Genomic DNA, 19,213 nt, shown 5'->3' with positions numbered 1-19,213 from the left:
AGGGTTTCCGGGCGGGCGGTTCACGGGGTGCTCGGCCAGGTGCGGGCGCCGGTGGTCAGGGAGGGGTCCATCCGGCGCAGGACGGTGGCGGCCACCTCGCGGCGGCGCGGGGTGAGGTAGAAGTGGTCGCCGGGGAAGACGCACACCTCGGTGCGGGCGGTGGTCAGGTCCGCCCAGCCGCCGGCCCGCTCCCGGCAGCGCCGCTCGCCGAGCTCCGGGTCCGCGCTGCCGGTCAGCACATGGACCGGGCAGGTCAGCGGCGGCCGGTCAGCGGGCCGGTGCGTCTCGATGATCCGGTAGTCGTGGCGGACGGCCTTCAGGATCAGGGCGCGCAGTGCGGGATCGTCGAGGACCTCACGGCTGGTGCCGCCGAGCCGGGCCAGTTCCGCGCCCAGTACGGCGTCGTCCTGGCGGTGCAGCTGCCCGGTCACCGCGGTGCCGGGGGCGGCCCGGCCCGAGGCGAACAGCCGGCGCGGCAGTGGTGCGCCGCGGTGGTGCAGCTCGTGGGCGAGTTCCCAGCCGACGGCGGAGCCCATGCTGTGCCCGAACAGGGCGTAGGGCCGGTCCAGCAGCGGCAGGACGGCGTCCGCCACCGCGTTCACCAGCTCGCCCATGCCGGTGACCTCGGGGTCTTCGAGGCGGTCCTCGCGGCCGGGGTACTGGATGGCCAGGAGTTCCACCTCGCGGGGCAGCAGCGCCGCCCAGGGCCGGTAGAAGGTGGCGCTGCCGCCCGCGTGCGGCAGGCAGATCAGTGTGAACCGGGATGCGGCGCCGTCGTTCCACCGCCGGAGCCACGGGCTGCCGGCGCGGGCGGAGGCGCGGGACGGGAAGGGGGCGGTCACCAGGTCACCGTCAGTTCTTCCAGGCCGAAGGTGGCCGAGTCGTGCTTGACGGCGACCTGGTCCCGGTCGCCGGCCAGGCGAAGGGTGGGAACGCGGCGGATGAGCGTTTCCAGGGCGACCTCCAGCTCCAGCCGCGCCAGGTGCTGTCCGACGCACTGGTGCACGCCGTGGCCGAACGCCACGTGGTGGTTGTCCGTGCGGTGGAAGTCGACCCGCTCGGGGTGGTCGAACTGTTCAGGGTCGTGGTTGGCGCCGGCCAGGAGGGCGATGACACCGTCGTCGGCGGGGACGGTGCGGCCGGACAGCTCGATGTCCTCGGCGGCCACCCGCAGCGGGATGGAGTCGGCGACGGACAGCACGCGCAGGAGTTCGTCGACGGCGGCGGGCATCAGCGCGGGGTCGGCGCGCAGTTGCGCCAGCAGCTCCGGCCGGTCCAGGAGCAGCAGGGTACTCAGGGCGATCATGCTGGTGGTGGTCTCGCGGCCGGCGTTGATGGTGATGCCGAGGGTGGAGAGCAACTGCTGCGTCGTCACGTGGCCGGGGACCAGGTGGTCGGTGACGAGCTGGGAGATCAGGTCGTCGCGGGGCTCCTCGCGGCGTTCGGCGACCAGTTCGGCGAGCAGGCCGAACAGACCGCCCAGGGCTTCGGAGACCTCTTCGGCGGTGCTGTGCCGGGAGCCGGAGACGCGGGTGACGTCCCGGAAGAATTCGAGGTTCGCCCGGGGGATGCCGAGCAGTTCGCAAATCACCGAGGTGGAGACGGCGTTGGCGTACGCGGCGACGAGGTCCACGGGGCCGCCCGCGGCGAGCATGCCGTCCAGGATCTCGTCCACCCGGGCCTGCACGGCGGGCCGCATCGCGCGGACCCGGCGGACGGTGAACGCCGGCAGCAGCATCCGCCGGTAGCGGGTGTGCTCGGGGGCGTCGGTGCGGATGAAGGGCCGGAACCTGGCCCCGGCCTCCTGTTCGCCCTCGCCGAGGGCGGGGAAGTTCGGGCGGCGGATGTCGGCGCTGACCCGCGGGTCGGCGAGCAGTTCGCGTACGTCGTCGTAGCGGGTGACCACCCAGGCTTCCTTCTTGGTCGGCAGGGTGACGCGGGCGACCGGGTCGTCGGTGCGCAGCGTGGCGTACTCCGCGGGGGCGGCGAAGGGGCAGCCGCGGCGGATCGGGAAGTCGCGGGGCGCGGGTTCGGGGGTGCTCATCGCAGGTCCTCGGTGGTGGGTTCGGCGGGGAAGGTGAGTACGGCCAGCGGGGGTGCGCCGGGGCGGGTCGGCAGGGGGTGCGCGGTCATGCCGGACTCGGCCACCACGTCCTTCAGGCCGAAGGGGGCCCAGCGGTAGGAGTCGTGGACTTCGCGTACCGCCTGCGTGGCGTCGTCCCGGTGGACGCGCCAGGTGGAGTGCAGGCGCATCGCACCCTCGTCGGTGGTGTCGGGCGCTCCGGCGAACCACCATTCGTAGCGGTGGTGTCCGGCGGTGGCGGTGGCGAGCCGGGTCTCGGGCAGGGTGAGGGGCTCCTCGAACCCCATGAGTTCGACGACCACCAGCCCGCCGGGGGCCAGCCGCCGGGTCAGCCGGCGCCACAGCAGGGCCCGCTCGTCGGCGTCGAGGTGGCCGAGGACGCCGCAGAGCAGGACGGCGCCGATCCGGTCGGGGAGGTCCAGGCCGGGGGCGGCGTCGGCGGTGACCGTGACCCGGGAGCGCAGGTCCGGGTCGCTGAAGACGCGGCTGGTGAGCACGGCGCGCATGCCGACCGCCGGTTCGCAGGCGAGGATCTCCAGGTCCGGCCGGGCCCGGGCCACGGCCTCGGTCACCAGCCCGGTGCCGGCCCCGATGTCGACCACCGGCCCGCCGCTCAGGTCCGCGTCGGTGAGGAGGGCGGCGATCGCCGGGGCGCTCGCGGTGGCGGTGTGCTCGGCGGCGACGAGGTCGAAGAACTCCGCCGACGGGGTGTAGGCGGTGGGGTGGCCGGGGGCGGGAAGGGGGGTGGCGGGGGCTGGGGCCGACTCCCGGGCCGGGGAGGGCTCCTGGGCCGGCACCGGCGGAGCCGGTGCCGGAGCCGGGAAGACGTCGGCCGCGAAGACGTCGCTGACCGCGAGCGGCTCGGGGGTGGCCGGCCGTACGATCTGAGGTGGTCCGAGCCGGGCCGCGAGGTCGGTCCAGATCCGGCACACCGCCAGCTCGTACTGGCCCGCACGCAGGGCGTCGTCGCCTCGTTCGGCGGCCTCGCGCAGGTCGTCGAGGGCGCGTCCGACGGCTTGCGGCCACAGGTCGGAGAAGACGGTGCGGAAGGTGCCGGTGGTCCCGACGACGGACGTGGTGGCCAGCCCCAGGCGGCCGGTGCCCGGCCCGTCCAGGACGAACCGCCGGTCGGCGTCGCGCCCGATGTGCAGGCGGGGACTCCACAGGACGGGCCCGTGGGTGTCGGCCAGGGTGAGGACCCCGCCCTCCGTGCCCAGGGAGATCCGGTGCCAGTGCAGGGCGTGGTTGTCCCGGTCGGACGGGTCGAGCTGGTGGTGCACGCGCAGGGTGAGCGGCACTCCGGCGAACACTCCGTGCAGGGAGCGGAACGGCTGCGGGCCGATGCCGTCGGGCAGCGGCGCCGGGTCCGCGAAGCGCCAGGGCCGCAGGGTGCCCAGGGCCTGCCCGAGGATGTCCACCAGCGGGTGCATCAGGTGGACCGGGGTGGCGGCGTCCACGAAGAGCGGGCGCTGCCGGGCGACGAGCCGGCGGGCCGCGTCGGTGAAGGCGCGGACCGGGGCGACGTGCGGGTAGTGGGTGTTGAGGCGGTACCGCACTCCGCGGCGGCGGGCGTGCTTGAGGTTCTCCGTCAGTTCGGTGAGGTGGACGGGGTGTTCCTGAAGGACGTGGATGCCCCGGTCCATGAGCGCCCGGGCCAGCTCGGTGCCCTGCCCCCCGGAGATGGCGGAACTCACCGCCACGCACGCGGCGTCGATGCCGGCCGGGAGATCGTCGACGTCCGTGTAGTGCGGCACGCCGAGGCGGTGGGCGCAGGCCCGGGAGGCGGCCGAGCCCCGGCTGAGGAGGCCGGCCAGCTCGAACCCGGGGCGCCGGCGGGCCGCCTCGGCGTAGAAGCGGCCGAAGTTGGTGCCGCACACCAGCACGCGAAACGGCCTCGCGGTCCTCGTGGAGGTACTCACAGCGCCCCCTCTTCCACCGGCTCCGCGTCGGCCGCCGTGCCGGTGGGCCAAAGGTCCGCGACCCGCTCGGCGCGCAGGTGCCGTACCACCGTGCCGGGGTCCAGCACGTCGCAGGCGAAGTGCACGCCGGGCGGGATCTCGGCGCGGAGCACGGCGTCCGCCGCGAGCGCGCCGACGGCCGCGGTGAGCCGGTAGCTGCTGGCCGCGCGCAGGGTCAGTCCGGCGGTGGCCGGCTGTCCGGACGCGGTGCCCGACAGGGCGAAGTCCATGACGTAGTAGGGCTTGCGGCCGGCCAGGTCGAGGTCGGCGGCGAGGATGAGCCGGTCCGCCAGCCGAGCCGGGTCGTCGCCGGCGGCGAGGCGCGCCGGGAGGAGGTTCAGGAGTGCGCGGACCCGGGGTCCGGGGTGGACGTTGTACCAGTCGAGGCGGTCCAGGCCGAGGACGCCGGCGAGGCGTTCGCTCTCACCGCTGAGGTAGGGCTGCACGGCCACCCGGCCGGGGAAACCGTCGCGTTCGGTGTCCTCAACGGTGCGCAGGGCGCGCGGCACGCGCCGGCCGCCGCGGACGGCGGCGAGGGCCTCGCCGTAGGCCGCGCCGTCCGCCCCGCCGGAGCTGAGGGAGAGCATGAGGTCGCGGGCCACCGTCGGCGAGCAGGGCTCCAGGCCGCCGCAGTGCGCGGTCAGCGCGGAGACGGTGTCCAGGCCCTGGCCGGCCAGCCAGCGGGGCAGCAGGCTGGACAGGCCGGGCAGGGCGCCCGCCGACAGGACGACGGTACGGCCGTCCCGGGCCGGGTCGCCTGCCTTCGAGAGGTCCTCGGCGGCCGGGTCGTCGCCGGCCACGTCGACGCAATCGGCGCCGGCGGCCAGTGCCGCCGAGGCCACTGTGGCGCGCAGCAGGTAGGTGGGGCCGACGCAGTTGAGGACGACGGCGCAGCCCTCGGTGAAGGCGCGCAGGCCGTCCGGTGCCGTCGCGTCGGCCCGGACGGTCTCGGCGTGGCCGCCGGGGACCTCCTCGGCGACCGCGCGCAGCGCCGAGGGGGTACGGCCGCCCAGGCGCAGCCCGGTGTGGCCGAGGGCGCGCAGTTCGCGTACGGCGGCCCGGCCGACCGCGCCGGCGGCACCGAGGACGCCGATCAGGGGTCTGGTCATCGGGTGATCGCCCCCTGGGTGAGTTCCCCGAGGGTCTTGAGGACGCCGGGCGCGTGCTCGACGGACAGGCAGCTGTAGTGGTCGCCGCCGATGTCGACGATGTCCAGGTCGCCCAGGGCGAGTTCCTCCCAGTAGGCGGTCACGGCGTCCTTGCTGCCGGGGAAGGGGTAGGCGCCGTCGTGCCGCAGGAAGGTGATGTCACCGGCGTAGGGCTCGGCGGCGTAGCGGGTGATGGCGAAGACGCTCTGGCGGAAGGCGAGGAAGAGCCGGGTCATGTGGTCGGGTGCGTAGGTGCCGGCCGAGGCGGGCACCGCCTCGCACATCCGGGCGATGCGGGTGGCGCGGGGTACGCCGGCCAGGTGCCGGAAGCAGCCCGCGACGTCCTCGAACTCCGCGGGCAGTGCGGCCAGTCCGCCGTCCGGGAGGACTCCGGGGCTGGCGGCGAGGACGGCGTCGGCCGCGGCGGCCACCCGGTACTGGTCGGCGGGGAAGCCGAGGTCGGCGGGGTCGATGCCCATCATGACGGCGAAGGAGTACTCGGCGAGCAGTTCGTCGTCCAGCCGGAAGCGGGGGCTGTGGCTGCTGATGACGGTGAGGCTCTCCACCTCCGCGCCGGACTCGGCCAGGTTGCGGGCCACTTCGGTGGCGATCAGGCCGCCCAGGCAGTAGCCGACGACGTGGAAGCGGCGGCGGCCGTCCGCCGTCAGGGCCCGCGCGTAGTCGGCCGCCAGTTGCTCGATGAGGCCCTCCGGCTCGGCGCCGAGGAAGCCGTCGAGGTCCGGGACCTCCACGCCGACGACCTCGGCGAGGCCGGGCGAGCGGCGCCGGATCTCGGTGATCAGCGCCCGGTACGGCATGATCGTCGCGGTGCCGGCGTGCACCAGGACGGTGGTGGGCTCGTCGGCCGAGCGGGCGCCGTGCAGGTGGATCACCGGGTCGGTGCGCACGGCGTTCGCCGCGGGCGCGTCCCCGGCGCCGGTCAGGCCGCGCAGGAACCCGGCGAGGCCGGCCACGGTGGGGCGGCGCAGCATGTGCCGCAGGACCACCTCCCACTCCAGATCGGCGGCCTGCGGTACGCGTTCGCGCAGCCGGCCCACCATCCGGGCGACCAGCAGCGAGTCGCCGCCGAGGTCGAAGAAGTCGTCGTCGCGGCTGACCTGTTCGACCGCGAGGAGTTCCGTCCACAGGTCGGCCAGGCTGTGTTCCAGGTCGTCCCTGGGCCGCTCGGCCACCACGGCCGGTGTGCTCTCCCTCGGCAGCCAGGTCCGCAGCCGCGTCCGGTCGGTCTTGCCGTTGGCGGTGCGCGGCAGGGTGTCGACCACCTGCCACACCGAGGGCAGCATGTACTCCGGGAGCCGGGTGGCGGCCGTGCGGGCCAGCTCCCCCACCGGTATGTGGTGTCGGTCGGCCTTCATCGTGGCGAGGAACACCTCCTGTCCGGTGCGCGCCAGGGTGTCCTCGGCCCGCGGCAGCGAGGTGACGTGGGCGGCGCCGTGCCGTTCGAGGAGTTGGCGCCACTGGGGGTGGGTGAGGAAGGACTGGCCGGTGTGTTCGCGCACGTCGGTCCAGGCCGGGCCGGCCACCTCCAGGAACTCCATGGAGACCAGCAGCGGGAGGTTCTCGTCGCGGGTGTTCTCCACGAACACCAGCTGTCCGCCCGGCACCAGCAGCTCCCGCAGCCGGGCCACCGCCGCGTCGGCGTCGGTGGCGGCGTGCAGGGTGTTGGCGCAGACCACGACATCGAAGGTGTTGGGCAGCAGGTGCTGGGCGCGCGGGTCCTCGTCGACGTCGAAGCGCTGGTAGCGGACCCAGGTGTGGTCGGCGAAGCGCTCGCGGGCCTCGTTCAGGAAGAACGCCGACGGGTCGGTGAACAGGTAGTCGACGCCGTACTCGGCGAGCACGGGCACCAGTTCGCCGGTGGTGCCGCCGACTCCGCCGCCCACCTCCAGCACCCGCAGCCGCTCCTCACCGGTGTGCGCCGCGGCGATCTCGCGCAGCGCGGCGACCACCGCGCGGTTGAGGTGCCGGATGGCGAGGTTGTCCCGGTAGGCGGCGTCCGCGGCCTCGGTCGCCGCGCCGGGGAAGAGCAGGTCCCGGATGCCGACCCGGCCGGCGACCAGTTCGGGCAGCCGCTCGGCGCAGGTGCGCATCACGGTCAGCAGCTCGGTGCTCCACCCGACCTCGTGCTCCAGGCCGGCGGCCCGCCGCCAGCGCTCCTCCACGTCGGCCGCGGTGACGGGGACCAGGCCGGTGTAGGTGTCGTCGGCGTCGCGGTGGGTGAGCCGGTCCCGGGCCGCGAGCGCGCGCAGCCAGCGTCGCACGATGTGCCGGTGCCGGGGTGTGGCACCGAGCGCCGTGCCCACCTCCTGGGCCGTGCGGGCGGCACCGTCCTCGAACCCGCCGCGGTCCGCCAGGACCCGGGTCATCTCGGCGAGCGCCACCTCGTCCAGCGCGGCCAGGAACTCCCCCAGCCGTGCGGCGTCGACAGCGGCGGAGGCTTCCGCCACGGCGTCGGCGGCGGCCGTGCGCGCCCGGTCGGCTCCGGGCGGGAGCGGTTCGGCGCCGTCCTTGCGGGCCGTCTCCACGAACGCGGCCAGCCGGCGTCCGCCCGCCGCCGAGTCGTCGACGACGACCGCGCCCGCCGCCACCGCCGGGTGGGCCTGCACGGCGGCCTCCACCTCGGCGAGTTCGACCCGGTAGCCGCGGATCTTGACCTGGGCGTCCTGCCGGCCCAGGAACTCGATCGTCCCGTCCGGGAGATACCGCCCCAGGTCACCGGTGCGGTAGAGCCGCTGTCCGTCGTCGGGCCCGATGAGGAACCGCTCCGCCGTGCGGGCCTGGTCGCCGAGGTAGCCGAGGGCGACACCGGCACCGCCGATGTACAGCTCGCCGGGCACCCACTCGGGGCGCGGCCGCAGGTGCCGGTCGAGCACGGCGAACGTCTGGTTGGTCAGCGGGGTGCCGTAGGGGATGCTCGGGCGGGCGGTGTCCACCTCGCCGATCGGGTGGGCGATGGACCAGATGGCTCCCTCGGTGGCACCGCCGAGGGAGATGATCTCCAGTCCGGGCAGCAGTGCGCGGGCCTGGTCGGGCAGGGCGACCGGGATCCAGTCGCCGGATATCAGCGCGAGCCGCAACGGCTGGTCGGCGGCGGGGGGTTCGGAGCGCAGCCAGTCGCACAGCATGTGCAGCTGGCCGGGGACCGAGTTCCACACCGTGACGCCGAAGTCGCGGACGAGTTCGGCCCAGTGGGAGGGGTCGCCGCGCCGGTCGGCCTGCGGGAGGACGAGGGCGGCGCCCGCGGCGAGGGTCCCGAACAGGTCGTAGACGGACAGGTCGAAGCCCAGCCCGGCGATGCCGAGGACGCGGTCGCGGCCGGTGACGGCGTAGCGGCGGTTGATGTCCTGGACGGTGTTGAGGGCGGCCCGGTGGCTGACCATCACGCCCTTGGGGGTGCCGGTGGAGCCCGAGGTGTAGATGACGTAGGCGAGGTCGTCGGGGTCACGCCGGGGCACGGGCGTAGCGGAGGCGGCGGCCTCGGGTACGAGGTCGACGGCGACCGGCGACACGGTGGCCGGGAGGTCGTCGGTCTCGGCGAGCCAGGACTGGGTGAGGACCGTGCGTACGGCCGCGTCCGCGAGGATGGTGTCCCGGCGGGCCGGCGGCTGCGCGGTGTCCACGGGCAGGTACGCGCCGCCCGCCAGGAGTGTGCCGAGGACTGCGACGGCCTGTTCCCAGCCCTTGTCCGCCCAGATCGCCACCGGCTCCCCGGGCCGCAGCCCGGCCGCGGTCAGCACGTCCGCCACGCCGGTGGCCCGGGCGACGAGCTGGCGGTAGGTGAGCGCGGTGTCGGGGGTCTGGACCGCGATCGCGTCCGGGGTGGCCCGGGCCTGGGCGAGCACGGGTTCGTGCAGGAGGGCGTCGGGCAGCGGTCCCCCGGTCGCGTTGGCCGCGTCCCGGCGGGCCCGCTGGTCCGCGGGCAGCGCGATGCGCACCGGTGCGTCCCAGGCGGCCGCGGCGGCCGCTCCCTCGGCCGCCAGCAGGCGCACGAGTGCCGTCCAGGCGTCGAACATGGCCTCGGCCACGCCGTGGCTGAGGGCCCCCTCCCGGATGTCCCAGGACAGGCTGAGCGCGTCGCCGCGGTGCATGACCTGGCAGTCGAGCCACACCTGCGGGGTCCGGGTGGCGGCCCGGGTCACCTCGGGGGGTACGCCCTCGGCGGTGGCGCCGGTGCCCAGGGCGCTGGTGAAGACGACCGGCATCAGGACCGGGGCGCCGGCCCGGCGGGACAGCTCGGCGAGCACCTCGGAGCCGGTGAACAGCGGGTGCGCGAGGTCTTCGAGGAGCTGCTGCGCGAGGGTCCTGGTGCGTTCCGTGAAGGTGGCCGGGGTGTCGAGGTCGACGGCGAGCAGTTCCAGGGCGGTGAAGTCGCCGACGAGGCGGCCGATGTCCGCGTGCAGGGCGGGCCGGTCGACCGTGGGCACGTTGAGGGTGAACCGGCCGGTCCGCGACCAGTGGCCGACCGTCTCGGCGTAGGCGGCGAGCAGGACCGTCGACACGGTCAGCCCGTGCCGCGCGGCCCGCTCGGTGAGCCGCTCCCGGTCGGCCGCGGGCAGCAGGATCTCCAGCCGGCGGAACGGCACCGCGGCACCGGAAGCGGGCGGACCGCCGGCCTCCCAGGGTTCGGCGAGGGGGAGTTCGGGGGCGGGCGGCAGGGTGCCGAGCCGTTCGGTCCAGTAGGCGCGGTCCCGGGCGTGGCCGTCGGATTCGGCCAGGGCGCGGCGGGCCAGGACGTAGTCGCGGAAGGTGATCCGCGGCGCCTCGGCGAGGGCCGCGCCGCCGTAGCGGTGCTGGAACTCGGCGAGCAGCAGGCGCAGGCTCGCGTGGTCGACGACGAGCATGTCGAAGGCCAGGTGGAGCACGGCCCGGCCGGTGGTGCGGCTCACGTGGACGTCGAAGAGCGGCCACCGGTCGGTGGGGGTCTCACGGCCGGACAGCCGGGCGCGGGTGCGGGCCAGCTCCGCGTCGGCGGCGGCGGGCGGCAGCACGGTCAGGTCGTCGGACCCGACGACCAGGCCGGGTACCTCGGGCAGCACCCGCTGGTAGCCGTCGTGGTGGATGACGGCGCGGAGCATGTCGTGCCGCTGGACCAGCTCCCGCCACACGGTGGTGACGCGGTCCACGTCCAGATCGGGGTACTCCAGTTCGACGTAGGCGTGGCAGCCGACGCCCCCGTAGGCGTAGGCGTCGGTGCGGCCGATGAGGTAGGCGGCCTGGATGTCGGTCAGCGGGAACGGCTCGTGGCGGTTGCCCAGGTCGCCGCTCAGCGCGGGCTCGCCGGCCGCCAGGTGGCGCAGGATGGCTTCCTTGTGGGTACGCAGTTCGGCGCGGTGGGTGTCGGTGAGGCGGCCCTGCGGGGCGCGGAACCGCAGTTGTCCGTCCTGGGCCCACAGGATGACGCCGTCGTCGGCGTAGCGGGCCAGCAGTTCAGCGATGTTCACAGCTCTCCGGTCTCGTAGGCGGTCGCGTGGGCCGCGAGCGTTCGGTTGATGTCCGCGGCGAGCGCGGCGACGGTCGGCGCGGCGAAGAAGCGGCGGACGGGCACGGCGGCTCCCAGCCGGTGTTCGACCGCCGTGAGCAGGCGCAGCGCGGAGAGGCTGTCGCCGCCGAGGGTGAAGAAGTTGGCGTCGCGGTCCGGCACCGGCTCCGGCAGGTATTCCCGCCACAGTGCGGCGAGGGCGGTCTCGGTCTCGCCCCGGGGCGGCTCGCCGGTGGCCTCCGGTTCGGGGCCGGTCAGGCCGGCCAGCGCGCCCCGGTCGACCTTGCCGTTGGCGGTGAGCGGCAGGGCGGGCAGTGGCAGGACGCGGGACGGAACCGCGTAGCCGGGCACCCGCTGGGCGAGATGGCCGAGCAGTTCCTCGGCGAGGTCGGGGGCGGCCGGGGTGTCGTGCGGTACGACGAAGGCGACCAGCCGTTTCGCGGTGCGCTCCCCCACGGCCAGCGCCGCGGCCCGCGCGACCGCGGGGTGGGTCTCCAGCGCGGTCTCGATCTCCCCGGCCTCGACGCGGTGCCCGGCGATCTTGAGCTGGCTGTCGAGCCGGCCCAGGAACTCCAGCAGTCCGTCGCCCCGGTACCGGCCCAGGTCGCCCGTCCGGTACCAGCGCCGTCCGTCCCGTACGACGAACTTCTCGGCGCTGCGGGCCGGGTCGGCCAGATAGCCGCGGGCCAGTCCCGCGCCGCCGATCCACAGCTCGCCCGGCGTCCAGTCGGGGCAGTCCCGCCCGTCCGGGCCGACCACCCGGTAGTGCTGCCCGGTCAGGGGACGCCCGTAGGGGATGGACACCCACCGGGGGTCCACCTCGGTCACGGTCAGGGTGTTGGACCAGATCGCGGCCTCGGTCGCCCCGCCCATCGCCACGAACGCGCAGGGCCGGGTGGTCCGGGCGCGCAGCCGGGCGGGCAGGTCGAGGCCGATCCAGTCGCCGGAGACCAGCGCGGTGCGCAGTCCCCGGATGCCGCCGCCGTCCGGTCCGCGCTGTTCGTCGGCGTCGAGCAGCAGGTCGAGGAGGGCGGGGACGGTGTTCCAGACCGTCACGCCGTACCGGTCCAGCAGCTCCGGCCAGCGGGCCGGCTCCCGGCGCTGGTCCTCGGCCGGCAGCAGGAGCGAGCCGCCCGCCGAGAGCAGGCCGAAGACGTCGTACACGGACAGGTCGAAGTCCAGTGCGGACAGCGCGAAGACCCGGTCGTCCGCGCCGATGCCGTGCCGGGCGTTGATGTCGCGGACGGTGTTCCAGGCGGCGGCGTGCGAGATCTCGACGCCCTTGGGCGCGCCCGTGGAACCCGACGTGAAGATCACGTAGGCGAGCGCTTCGGGGGCCGTCGGGCGCGGCGCCGGCAACGGCTCATGCCGTTGCGTGCCGGAGAAGGCAAGGGTCCGGGGTCCGGTGCCGTCCGGGCCGGGCCAGTCTCCTACGACGATGCCGAAACCGGCCGTGGCATGGACCCGCGCCAGCCGGGCGGCGGGCTGTTCGAGGCCGAGGGGGACGTACCCGGCGCCGGCCGCGAGGACGCCGAGGACCGCGGCGATCTGGTCCGGGCCCTTGGGCAGGGTGACGGCGACCAGGTCGCCCGGCCGTACGCCCGCGTCGACGAGAGCGGCGGCGACGCGCAGCGCCTGTGCGGCGAGGGCGCCGTGGGTGACCTCCTGCCCCGCCGTCGTGAGCAGGGCGGTGCGGCCCGGGCGGTCGGCCGCGCGGGCGAAGAACGTCTCGTGCAGCGGGCGCGGCGCGACCGGCTCCAGGGCGGACTCCCGGGCGGCGGCGGCCCGTCGTTCGCGCTGGGCGGCGGGCAGCGGATCGGGCAGCGGTGCCTGCCAGTCGCCGGTCACCAGGTGGCGCAGCAGCCGGGTGTGGGCGTCGAACATGGCGTCCAGCACCCCGTCGGCGAACAGGTCCTCCACCGCGTCCCAGGTGACGATCAGGTCCCCGGACTCCTCGGTGACCTGGTTGTCCAGGCAGACCTGCGGGGACTGGGAGATGCCCCACACCTTCGCGGGAAAGCCCGTGCCCGGTCCGGCCAGCGTGGCGTCGCCCACGCCGACGGCGCTGGTGAACACCACGGGTGCGGCGGCGTCCACGGTGCCGGTGCGCCGGCCGAACTCCCGCAGCAGCCAGTCGATCGGCACGTCGGCGTGGTCCAGGTCCTCGGCCTGACGGCGTTGCAGCGCGCCGGCCGCCGCGAACCAGGACGCGCCGTCGCGCCGGTGGCCGGCGAGGGACAGGGAGGTGAAGTCGCCGAGCACCCGGTGCAGGTGGGGGTGGACGTCACGGCGGTTGAAGAGGGTGAGGGTGACGGTCAGCGCGTCGGTCCCGCTCCACGCCTCCAATACTTCCGCGTACAGGGCGAGCAGGACGGTGGAGGGCGTCAGACCGTGCCGGGCCGCGCGCCGCTTGACCGCCCCCCAGTCCTCGGCGGGCAGGCTGAAGCGGCGCCGGGTGAAGACGGGGGTGTCGAGGGTGGCCGGGTCCCGGGCGAAGGGCAGGGCCGGTGGGGGTGGCAGTTCGGCCAGCCGGGTCCGCCAGTGGTCGCGGGACCGGGCGACCGACTCCGGGTCCGCCGGGAGGCGGGTCAGGTAGTCGCGGAACGTCACGTCGAGGGGCGGGAGTTCGCGCTCCGGGTCGGCGTAGAGCGTGTTCAGTTCGGCGTAGAGGGTGGTGATGGAGAGGGCGTCGAGGACCAGGTAGTCCAGGCCGATGCCGATCCGGGTGCGCGGGGCACCGGCGTCGTGGTAGCGCACCGCCTCAATGGCGAAGAGCGGCCACCGGGCGGGGTCGCGGACCTGCTGGGACAGGCGGGCGCGCAGACCGGCGAGGGCGTCGGCGGGGTCGGCGGCGCGGGCGTCCGCCACCGGTACGCGCACCCGCGGTACGTCGGGCAGCACCCGCTGGTGGCCGTCCGCGACGACGGCGCGGAGCATGCCGTGCCGGCGGACCAGGGTGTTCCAGGCGCGCTCCAGCCGGTCCAGGTCGACGTCCGGTCCGTCGAACTCGGTGTAGTGCCAGGTGCCGACGCCGCCGAGGGTGAAACGCGGGTCGCGGCCGGTGTGGTAGGCGGCCTGGACGTCGGTGAGCGGGAACGGTTCGTGGGCGTGGTCCGGGTCGGGCACGAGGAGCGGCGGGGACTGCTCGCCGGTCACCGGGGCGGGGTGCAGCGTCGCGCAGAAGTGCTGGAGGACGGGGCGGGCGAACAGGTCGGCCACCCGGGCGCCGGGGAACCCGGCGGCGCGCAGCCGGCCGATCATCCGCGTCGCGACGAGGGAGTCGCCGCCGAGCAGGAAGAAGCTGCTCTCGCGGCCCACCTCGGCCACCCCGAGCAGCTCGGCCCACTCGGCCGCGACGGCGGTCTCCACCGGGCCGGCCGGCGCGGACCTGCCCGCCGGCACCTGGCCGGCGGCTTCGGTCAGCGCCCGGTGCACCGCCGCCCGGTCGAGCTTGCCGTTGGCGGTCAGCGGCAGGCCGTCGAGGAGCAGGACGCGCTCGGGGACCATGTAGGCGGGCAGCCGCTCGGCCGCCCGGGTGCGGACGGCGTCCGGATCGGGTGCCTGCCCCGCCCCGCCGGGTGCGGACACGGCTGCGGCGAGGTGCCGTACCGGCGTGTCCAGGACGGTGGCGACCGCGTGCCGGACGGCGGGGTCGTCCTCCAGGGCGGACTCCACCTCGCCCAGTTCGACGCGGTGGCCGCCGATCTTCACCTGGTGGTCGGCGCGGCCGAGGAACTCCAGCACGCCGTCCGGCCGGTAACGGGCCAGGTCACCGCTGCGGTACCAGCGTGCGCCGTCGTACTCGACGAAGCGCTCCGCCGTACGCCCGGGGTCCGCCCGGTAGCCGTTCGCGACGCCGGGGCCGCCGATCCACAGTTCGCCGGGGACGAGATCGGGGCAGTCGCGGCCCCGTCCGTCCACGACCCGGGCCCGCATGTTGCGCAGCGGCACTCCGTACGGGACGGACTTCCAGGCCGGGTCGGTCTCGGCCACTTCGAAGACCGTCGAGTGGACCGCCGCCTCCGTCATGCCGCCGAGCGCCACGAAACGGCAGCCCGGCACGAGGGCCCGGAGCCTGGCGGGCTGGTCGAGCCCGACCCAGTCCCCGCCGAGCAGGACCATGCGCGGCGAGTCCCCGAGGCCCTCCGCCTCGCCGGCCGCCATCAGCAGGTCCAGCAGGGCGGGCACGCACTGCACCAGCGTCACCCCGTGCGCGCGCACCAGCCGGGCCCAGTGGTCGGCGTCGCGGCGGTGCTCCTGTCCGACGGTGACCACCTGGCCGCCCAGCGACAGCGGGGTGAAGATGTCCCAGGTGGCGAGGTCGAAGTCCAGGGCGGAGAGGGCGAGGGTGCGGTCCTCGGGTCCCAGGCCGAGCTGCTCCGCCATCGCCTCGACGGTGTTGACGACCGCCCGGTGCGGGACCTCGACGCCCTTGGGCAGGCCCGTGGAGCCGGACGTGAACAGCACGTAGGCGGGCCGGGCCGGGTCCGGCCGGACGACCGGTGCGGGCCGGGCCGCCGGCGCGTCCTCCATGAGCAGGACCGGTGCGGCGGTGGTGTCGGCGCAGAGATGGGCGTGAGCCCGGTCGGTGAGTACGGCGGACGCGCCGGCCACGGAGTGGATGCGGTGTCTGCGTACGGCGGGCTGTTCCACGCCGACGGGGGCGTAGGCGGCGCCCGCCGCCAGGATGCCGAGGACCGCGGTGATCTGGTCGGCGCCCTTGGGCAGGGTCACCGTGACGGTGTCGCCCTCCCGCACGCCGTGGTCGCGCAGCAGGGCGGCGACCTGCCGGGCCGCGTGGGCGAGTTCGCCGTAGGTGAGGCGGCCGGGGGTGGGGGCCGTGCCGCCGGGGGCGGTGAGCGGGTCGGCGGCGGCGACCGTACGGCTGGGGGCGGTGACCGAGTTGGCGGCGGAGAGCGCCCGGTTGCCGGCGGTGGTGTGCCGGTCGTCGGTGGTGCGGATGACCGCGGTGCGGTCCGGTTCGGTCTCGGCCAGCTCGAAGAAGCGGGTGTGCAGGGCGCGGTCCGGGACGGGGGCGGGCGGCAGGGCCGCGACCGCGCGCCGGGGCAGGACGTCGGGCGCGAGCAGGCCGTCCACCGGCCGGGCCCACGCGCCGGGATCGGTCAGCAGGCGGGTGAGGAGGCGGCGGTAGGCGTCGAACGCCGCCTCGGGCACCCCGGCCTCGAACACGCCGTCGCGTACGTCCCAGTTGAGCAGGAGGCCGCCGTCCAGCTCGGTGACCTGGGCGTCCAGGTAGACCTGCGGGCCCTGCGAGATGATCCAGGACGGGCGGCCGAAGGACTTCTGGACGTCCTGCTCGAAGATCTCCCCGAGCCCGATGGCGCTGGTGTAGACGACGGGGGCCAGCACCGGGGTGCCCTCGATCCGGGCCAGGTCGCGCAGCACCTCCACGCCGCCGTACGCCCCGTGCGAGATCCCTTCCTGGAGGCGTTCCTGGAGGCGGCGGGCCTGCCGGAAGAACGGCAGGGCCTGGCTCAGGTCCGCGTCGAGCAGGACCGAGCTGCTGAAGTCGCCCACCAGCTCGGCGACTTCGGGGCGGAACATCTCTCGGTCGAACAGCGGCAGGTTGAGCAGGAACCGCCGGCTGTCGCTCCAGGCGGCGACGACCTCGGCGAAGGCGGTGGCCAGGGCGGCCGCGGGGGTGAGGCCGTGCCGGCGGGCCGCGTCGATCAGCGCCGCCTTGTCGTCGGGGCCGAGCCAGTGGTGGAGCCGGCGGGAGTGGGTGAGCGCCGTGTCGTGCGCGCCGACCGGGGTGAGCGGGTCGACGGTCGTCGGCAGCCGCGGGGCGCGGGGCAGTTCGGGCAGCCGCTCGCGCCACCAGGCGGCGTGCTGCTCGCGTTCGGCCTTGCGCCGGGCCTCGTGCTCGGCGAGGTACCGGCGGTAGTCCAGGGCGAGTTCGCGCGGCGGGTCGTCGGGACACTCGTAGAAGCGGCGCAGGTCGGACAGGAGGACGCGCAGGCTCAGCGCGTCGCCGGCCATCATGTCCAGGTCGAGCTGGAGTCGGGTCCGGCCGTCCGGGAGCAGGCACAGGGCGGCGCGGAAGACATCACCGGCGGCGAGGTCCGGACGGCTGTGGGTGTTGCGCTCGCGCAGCGACTCGAGTGCGGACTCGGCTTCGTCGGGTGTGCGGGCTCGCAGGTCGTGGACGGTCAGCGGCGCGCCCGAGGCGGCGAAGCGCTGGTGGCCGTCCTCGTCGAAGACGGCCCGCAGCATGCCGTGCCGCCGCACCAGCTCCCCGAGCGCCGCGTCGAGCCGGGCCGGATCGACGTCGTGGCCGTCGAGTTCCACGTAGAAGTGCGCGGCGACACCGCCGAGCGGCTGGCCGTCCTGGCGTCCGATCCAGTAGGCGTGCTGCATCGTCGCCAGCGGGAAGGACTCCGCCTGCGCGTCGGGCGCCGCCACGACGGGTTCGGCGCGGACGCCGGCGCGGCGGACGCGCCCCAGCAGCGTCGTCCACGCGGCCAGGGTCGGCTCGCGGGTGAGGTCCTGGAAGGTGACCGCGCTGCCCGCGCGCCGCCAGGCACCGACCAGGGACATCAGCACCAGTGAGTCGAGACCGAGTTCGAAGAGGTCGCGGTCGTCGTCCAACTCCTGCGGCGCCATGTCCAGCGCGCGGGCGACCGCCGCACGCACCTCCTCGACGACTGCTTCATCACTCACTGCTGGGGCCTTCCGGTCGGAGGACTCGAACTCTACGTCTAGATAAAAACGATTATCATTTTTACACTTCACATCGTAGTCACACGACGAGGTCCGGCGCCAGAACCCACGGCCCGGCAATGAGAGGCAGAGCCCCATGACCGAGACTCAACCGACCTGGTCCGAGGCCGAGTCGGCGCGCTACCGAGCCGCCGGACACTGGCAGGGGACGACCTTCGGCGCCCGCCTGCGGCAAGCGGCCACCGGCCATGGGGAGCGCGTCGCCGTGGTCGACGGCGACCGGCGGTGGACCTACGCGGACCTGGACGCGGAGGCCGACCGGGTCGCCGCCGGGCTGCGCGGACTGGGAATCGGGCGGGGCGACCGCGTGGTGCTCCAACTCCCCAACCGCGCCGAGTTCCTGCTCGTCTGGTTCGCCCTGCAACGGCTCGGGGCGGTTCCGGTGCACGCCATGCCCGGCCACCGGCGCCGGGAGATCGGCCATCTGGTGCGGCTGGCGGGTGCCGTGGCCTGTGTGGTGCCCGACCGGCACGCCAGGTTCGATCACCGGGAACTGCTGAACGACGTACGGGCCGAGCAAGGGCCGGACAGCTCGCTGCGGCATGTCGTCGTGGTCGGCGACCCCGGCCCGTACGACGGCTTCGTACCGTTCGAGGCACTGCGCGCGGGCGCCCCGTCCGAGCCGGCATCCGGGCCGGCGTCCGCGGCCGGCCCCGGCTTGGACGCCGGCGGGGCGGACTCCGCCGATCTCGCCCTCCTGCTGCTGTCCGGCGGCACCACCGGGCTGCCCAAGCTCATCCCGCGCACGCACGACGACTACGCCTACAACGCCCGCGCCTGCGCCGACGTCTGCGCGCTCGACGCGCGGACCGTCTACCTGGCGGTCCTGCCGATCGGCTTCAACTTCGCCTTCGCCTGCCCCGGTGTGCTCGGCACCCTGCTGGCCGGCGGCACCGTCGTGATCGCGCCGGATCCCAGCCCGCAGACGGCGTTCGCGCTCGTCGAACGGGAGCGGGTGACCCTGACCTCGCTGACTCCGCCGCTCGTCGCGCACTGGATGGACGAAGCGGCCTCCGGTTCCTGGGACCTCGGCAGCCTCGCGGTGGTGCAGGTCGGCGGGGCGCGGCTGCCGGAGGAGCAGGCCCGAAAGCTCGGGCCCGCGCTCGGGGTGACCGTGCAGCAGGTCTTCGGCATGGCCGAAGGGCTGATCAACCTCACCCGCCTCGACGACCCCGAGGACCTCGTCCGCGCCACCCAGGGCCGGCCCGTCTCGCCGGACGACGAGGTGCTCGTGGTGGACGCGGACGGCAGGCCGGTCCCGGACGGCGCGCCGGGCGAACTGCTCACCCGGGGCCCGTACACGCTGCGCGGCTACTACCGCGCCGAGGAGCACAACCGCACGGCCTTCACCCCGGACGGCTACTACCGGACCGGTGACGTGGTCCGGCGGCTGCCGACCGGGCACCTCGTGGTGGTGGGGCGGATCAAGGACCAGATCAACCGGGGCGGCGAGAAGATTCCCGCGGTCGAGGTGGAGGAGCAGTTGCTGACCCATCCGGCGGTCACCGCGGCGGCTCTGGTCGGCGTGCCGGACGAGCGGTGGGGCGAGCGGTCCGTGGCCTTCGTCGTCTGCCCCGGCGCCGCTCCCGGCACCCGGGAGGTCGCCGCCCACCTGAAGGAGCGCGGGCTCGCCGGTTACAAGGCCCCGGACGAGATCGTCCGGGTCGCCGCCCTGCCGCTCACCGCGGTCGGGAAGGTCGACAAGGCGGCGCTGTCCCGGATGCTGGTCCAGGTGTGAGGCGTGGCCGGGGGGAGTGCCTCGTGGGCGACGCGCTCCCCCCGG

Annotated in this window: 7 protein-coding genes; 1 reads left to right on the top strand and 6 read right to left on the bottom strand. The window is 75.1% G+C overall.

The window, feature by feature from the left end:
• Positions 1-20: 20 nt before the first annotated feature.
• Genes ACTT8P_RS14125 through ACTT8P_RS14100 form a run of 6 tightly spaced genes read right to left on the bottom strand, consistent with a single transcriptional unit; the run spans position 21 to position 17,313 of the window.
• A complete protein-coding gene (locus ACTT8P_RS14125; protein WP_442831969.1) occupies positions 21-842 on the bottom strand; it encodes a thioesterase II family protein in 822 nt (273 codons plus the stop codon).
• Positions 839-2,044: a cytochrome P450 gene (locus ACTT8P_RS14120; protein WP_442831968.1), complete on the bottom strand. Its 1,206-nt coding sequence runs from the start codon at positions 2,042-2,044 to the stop codon at positions 839-841. The genes ACTT8P_RS14125 and ACTT8P_RS14120 overlap by 4 nt, the downstream gene beginning before the upstream one ends.
• Complete coding sequence (locus ACTT8P_RS14115) at positions 2,041-4,002, bottom strand: Gfo/Idh/MocA family oxidoreductase (protein ID WP_442831967.1); 1,962 nt, start codon at positions 4,000-4,002, stop codon at positions 2,041-2,043. The genes ACTT8P_RS14120 and ACTT8P_RS14115 overlap by 4 nt, the downstream gene beginning before the upstream one ends.
• Positions 3,999-5,150, bottom strand: coding sequence for a saccharopine dehydrogenase NADP-binding domain-containing protein (locus tag ACTT8P_RS14110; RefSeq protein WP_442831966.1), 1,152 nt, complete (start codon positions 5,148-5,150; stop codon positions 3,999-4,001). Before ACTT8P_RS14110 ends, ACTT8P_RS14115 begins: the two co-directional genes overlap by 4 nt.
• Positions 5,147-10,651 (bottom strand): amino acid adenylation domain-containing protein, encoded by a 5,505-nt coding sequence (locus ACTT8P_RS14105; protein WP_442831965.1) that lies wholly within the window; start codon positions 10,649-10,651, stop codon positions 5,147-5,149. Before ACTT8P_RS14105 ends, ACTT8P_RS14110 begins: the two co-directional genes overlap by 4 nt.
• Positions 10,648-17,313, bottom strand: a complete 6,666-nt coding sequence (locus ACTT8P_RS14100) for an amino acid adenylation domain-containing protein (RefSeq protein WP_442831990.1) — start codon at positions 17,311-17,313, stop codon at positions 10,648-10,650. Before ACTT8P_RS14100 ends, ACTT8P_RS14105 begins: the two co-directional genes overlap by 4 nt.
• Before the next feature lie 193 nt (positions 17,314-17,506).
• Between ACTT8P_RS14100 and ACTT8P_RS14095 the strand changes: the two genes are divergently transcribed.
• On the top strand, positions 17,507-19,168 hold the full coding sequence (locus tag ACTT8P_RS14095) for a (2,3-dihydroxybenzoyl)adenylate synthase (RefSeq protein ID WP_442831964.1): 1,662 nt from the start codon (positions 17,507-17,509) through the stop codon (positions 19,166-19,168).
• The last annotated feature ends 45 nt before the right edge of the window (positions 19,169-19,213 follow it).

The organism is Streptomyces sp. JW3 (assembly GCF_052216785.1).
Taxonomy (GTDB): Bacteria; Actinomycetota; Actinomycetes; order Streptomycetales; family Streptomycetaceae; genus Streptomyces.
Note: the sequence above shows the minus strand (reverse complement) of the source record. Positions and strands in the feature narration are given on the sequence as shown.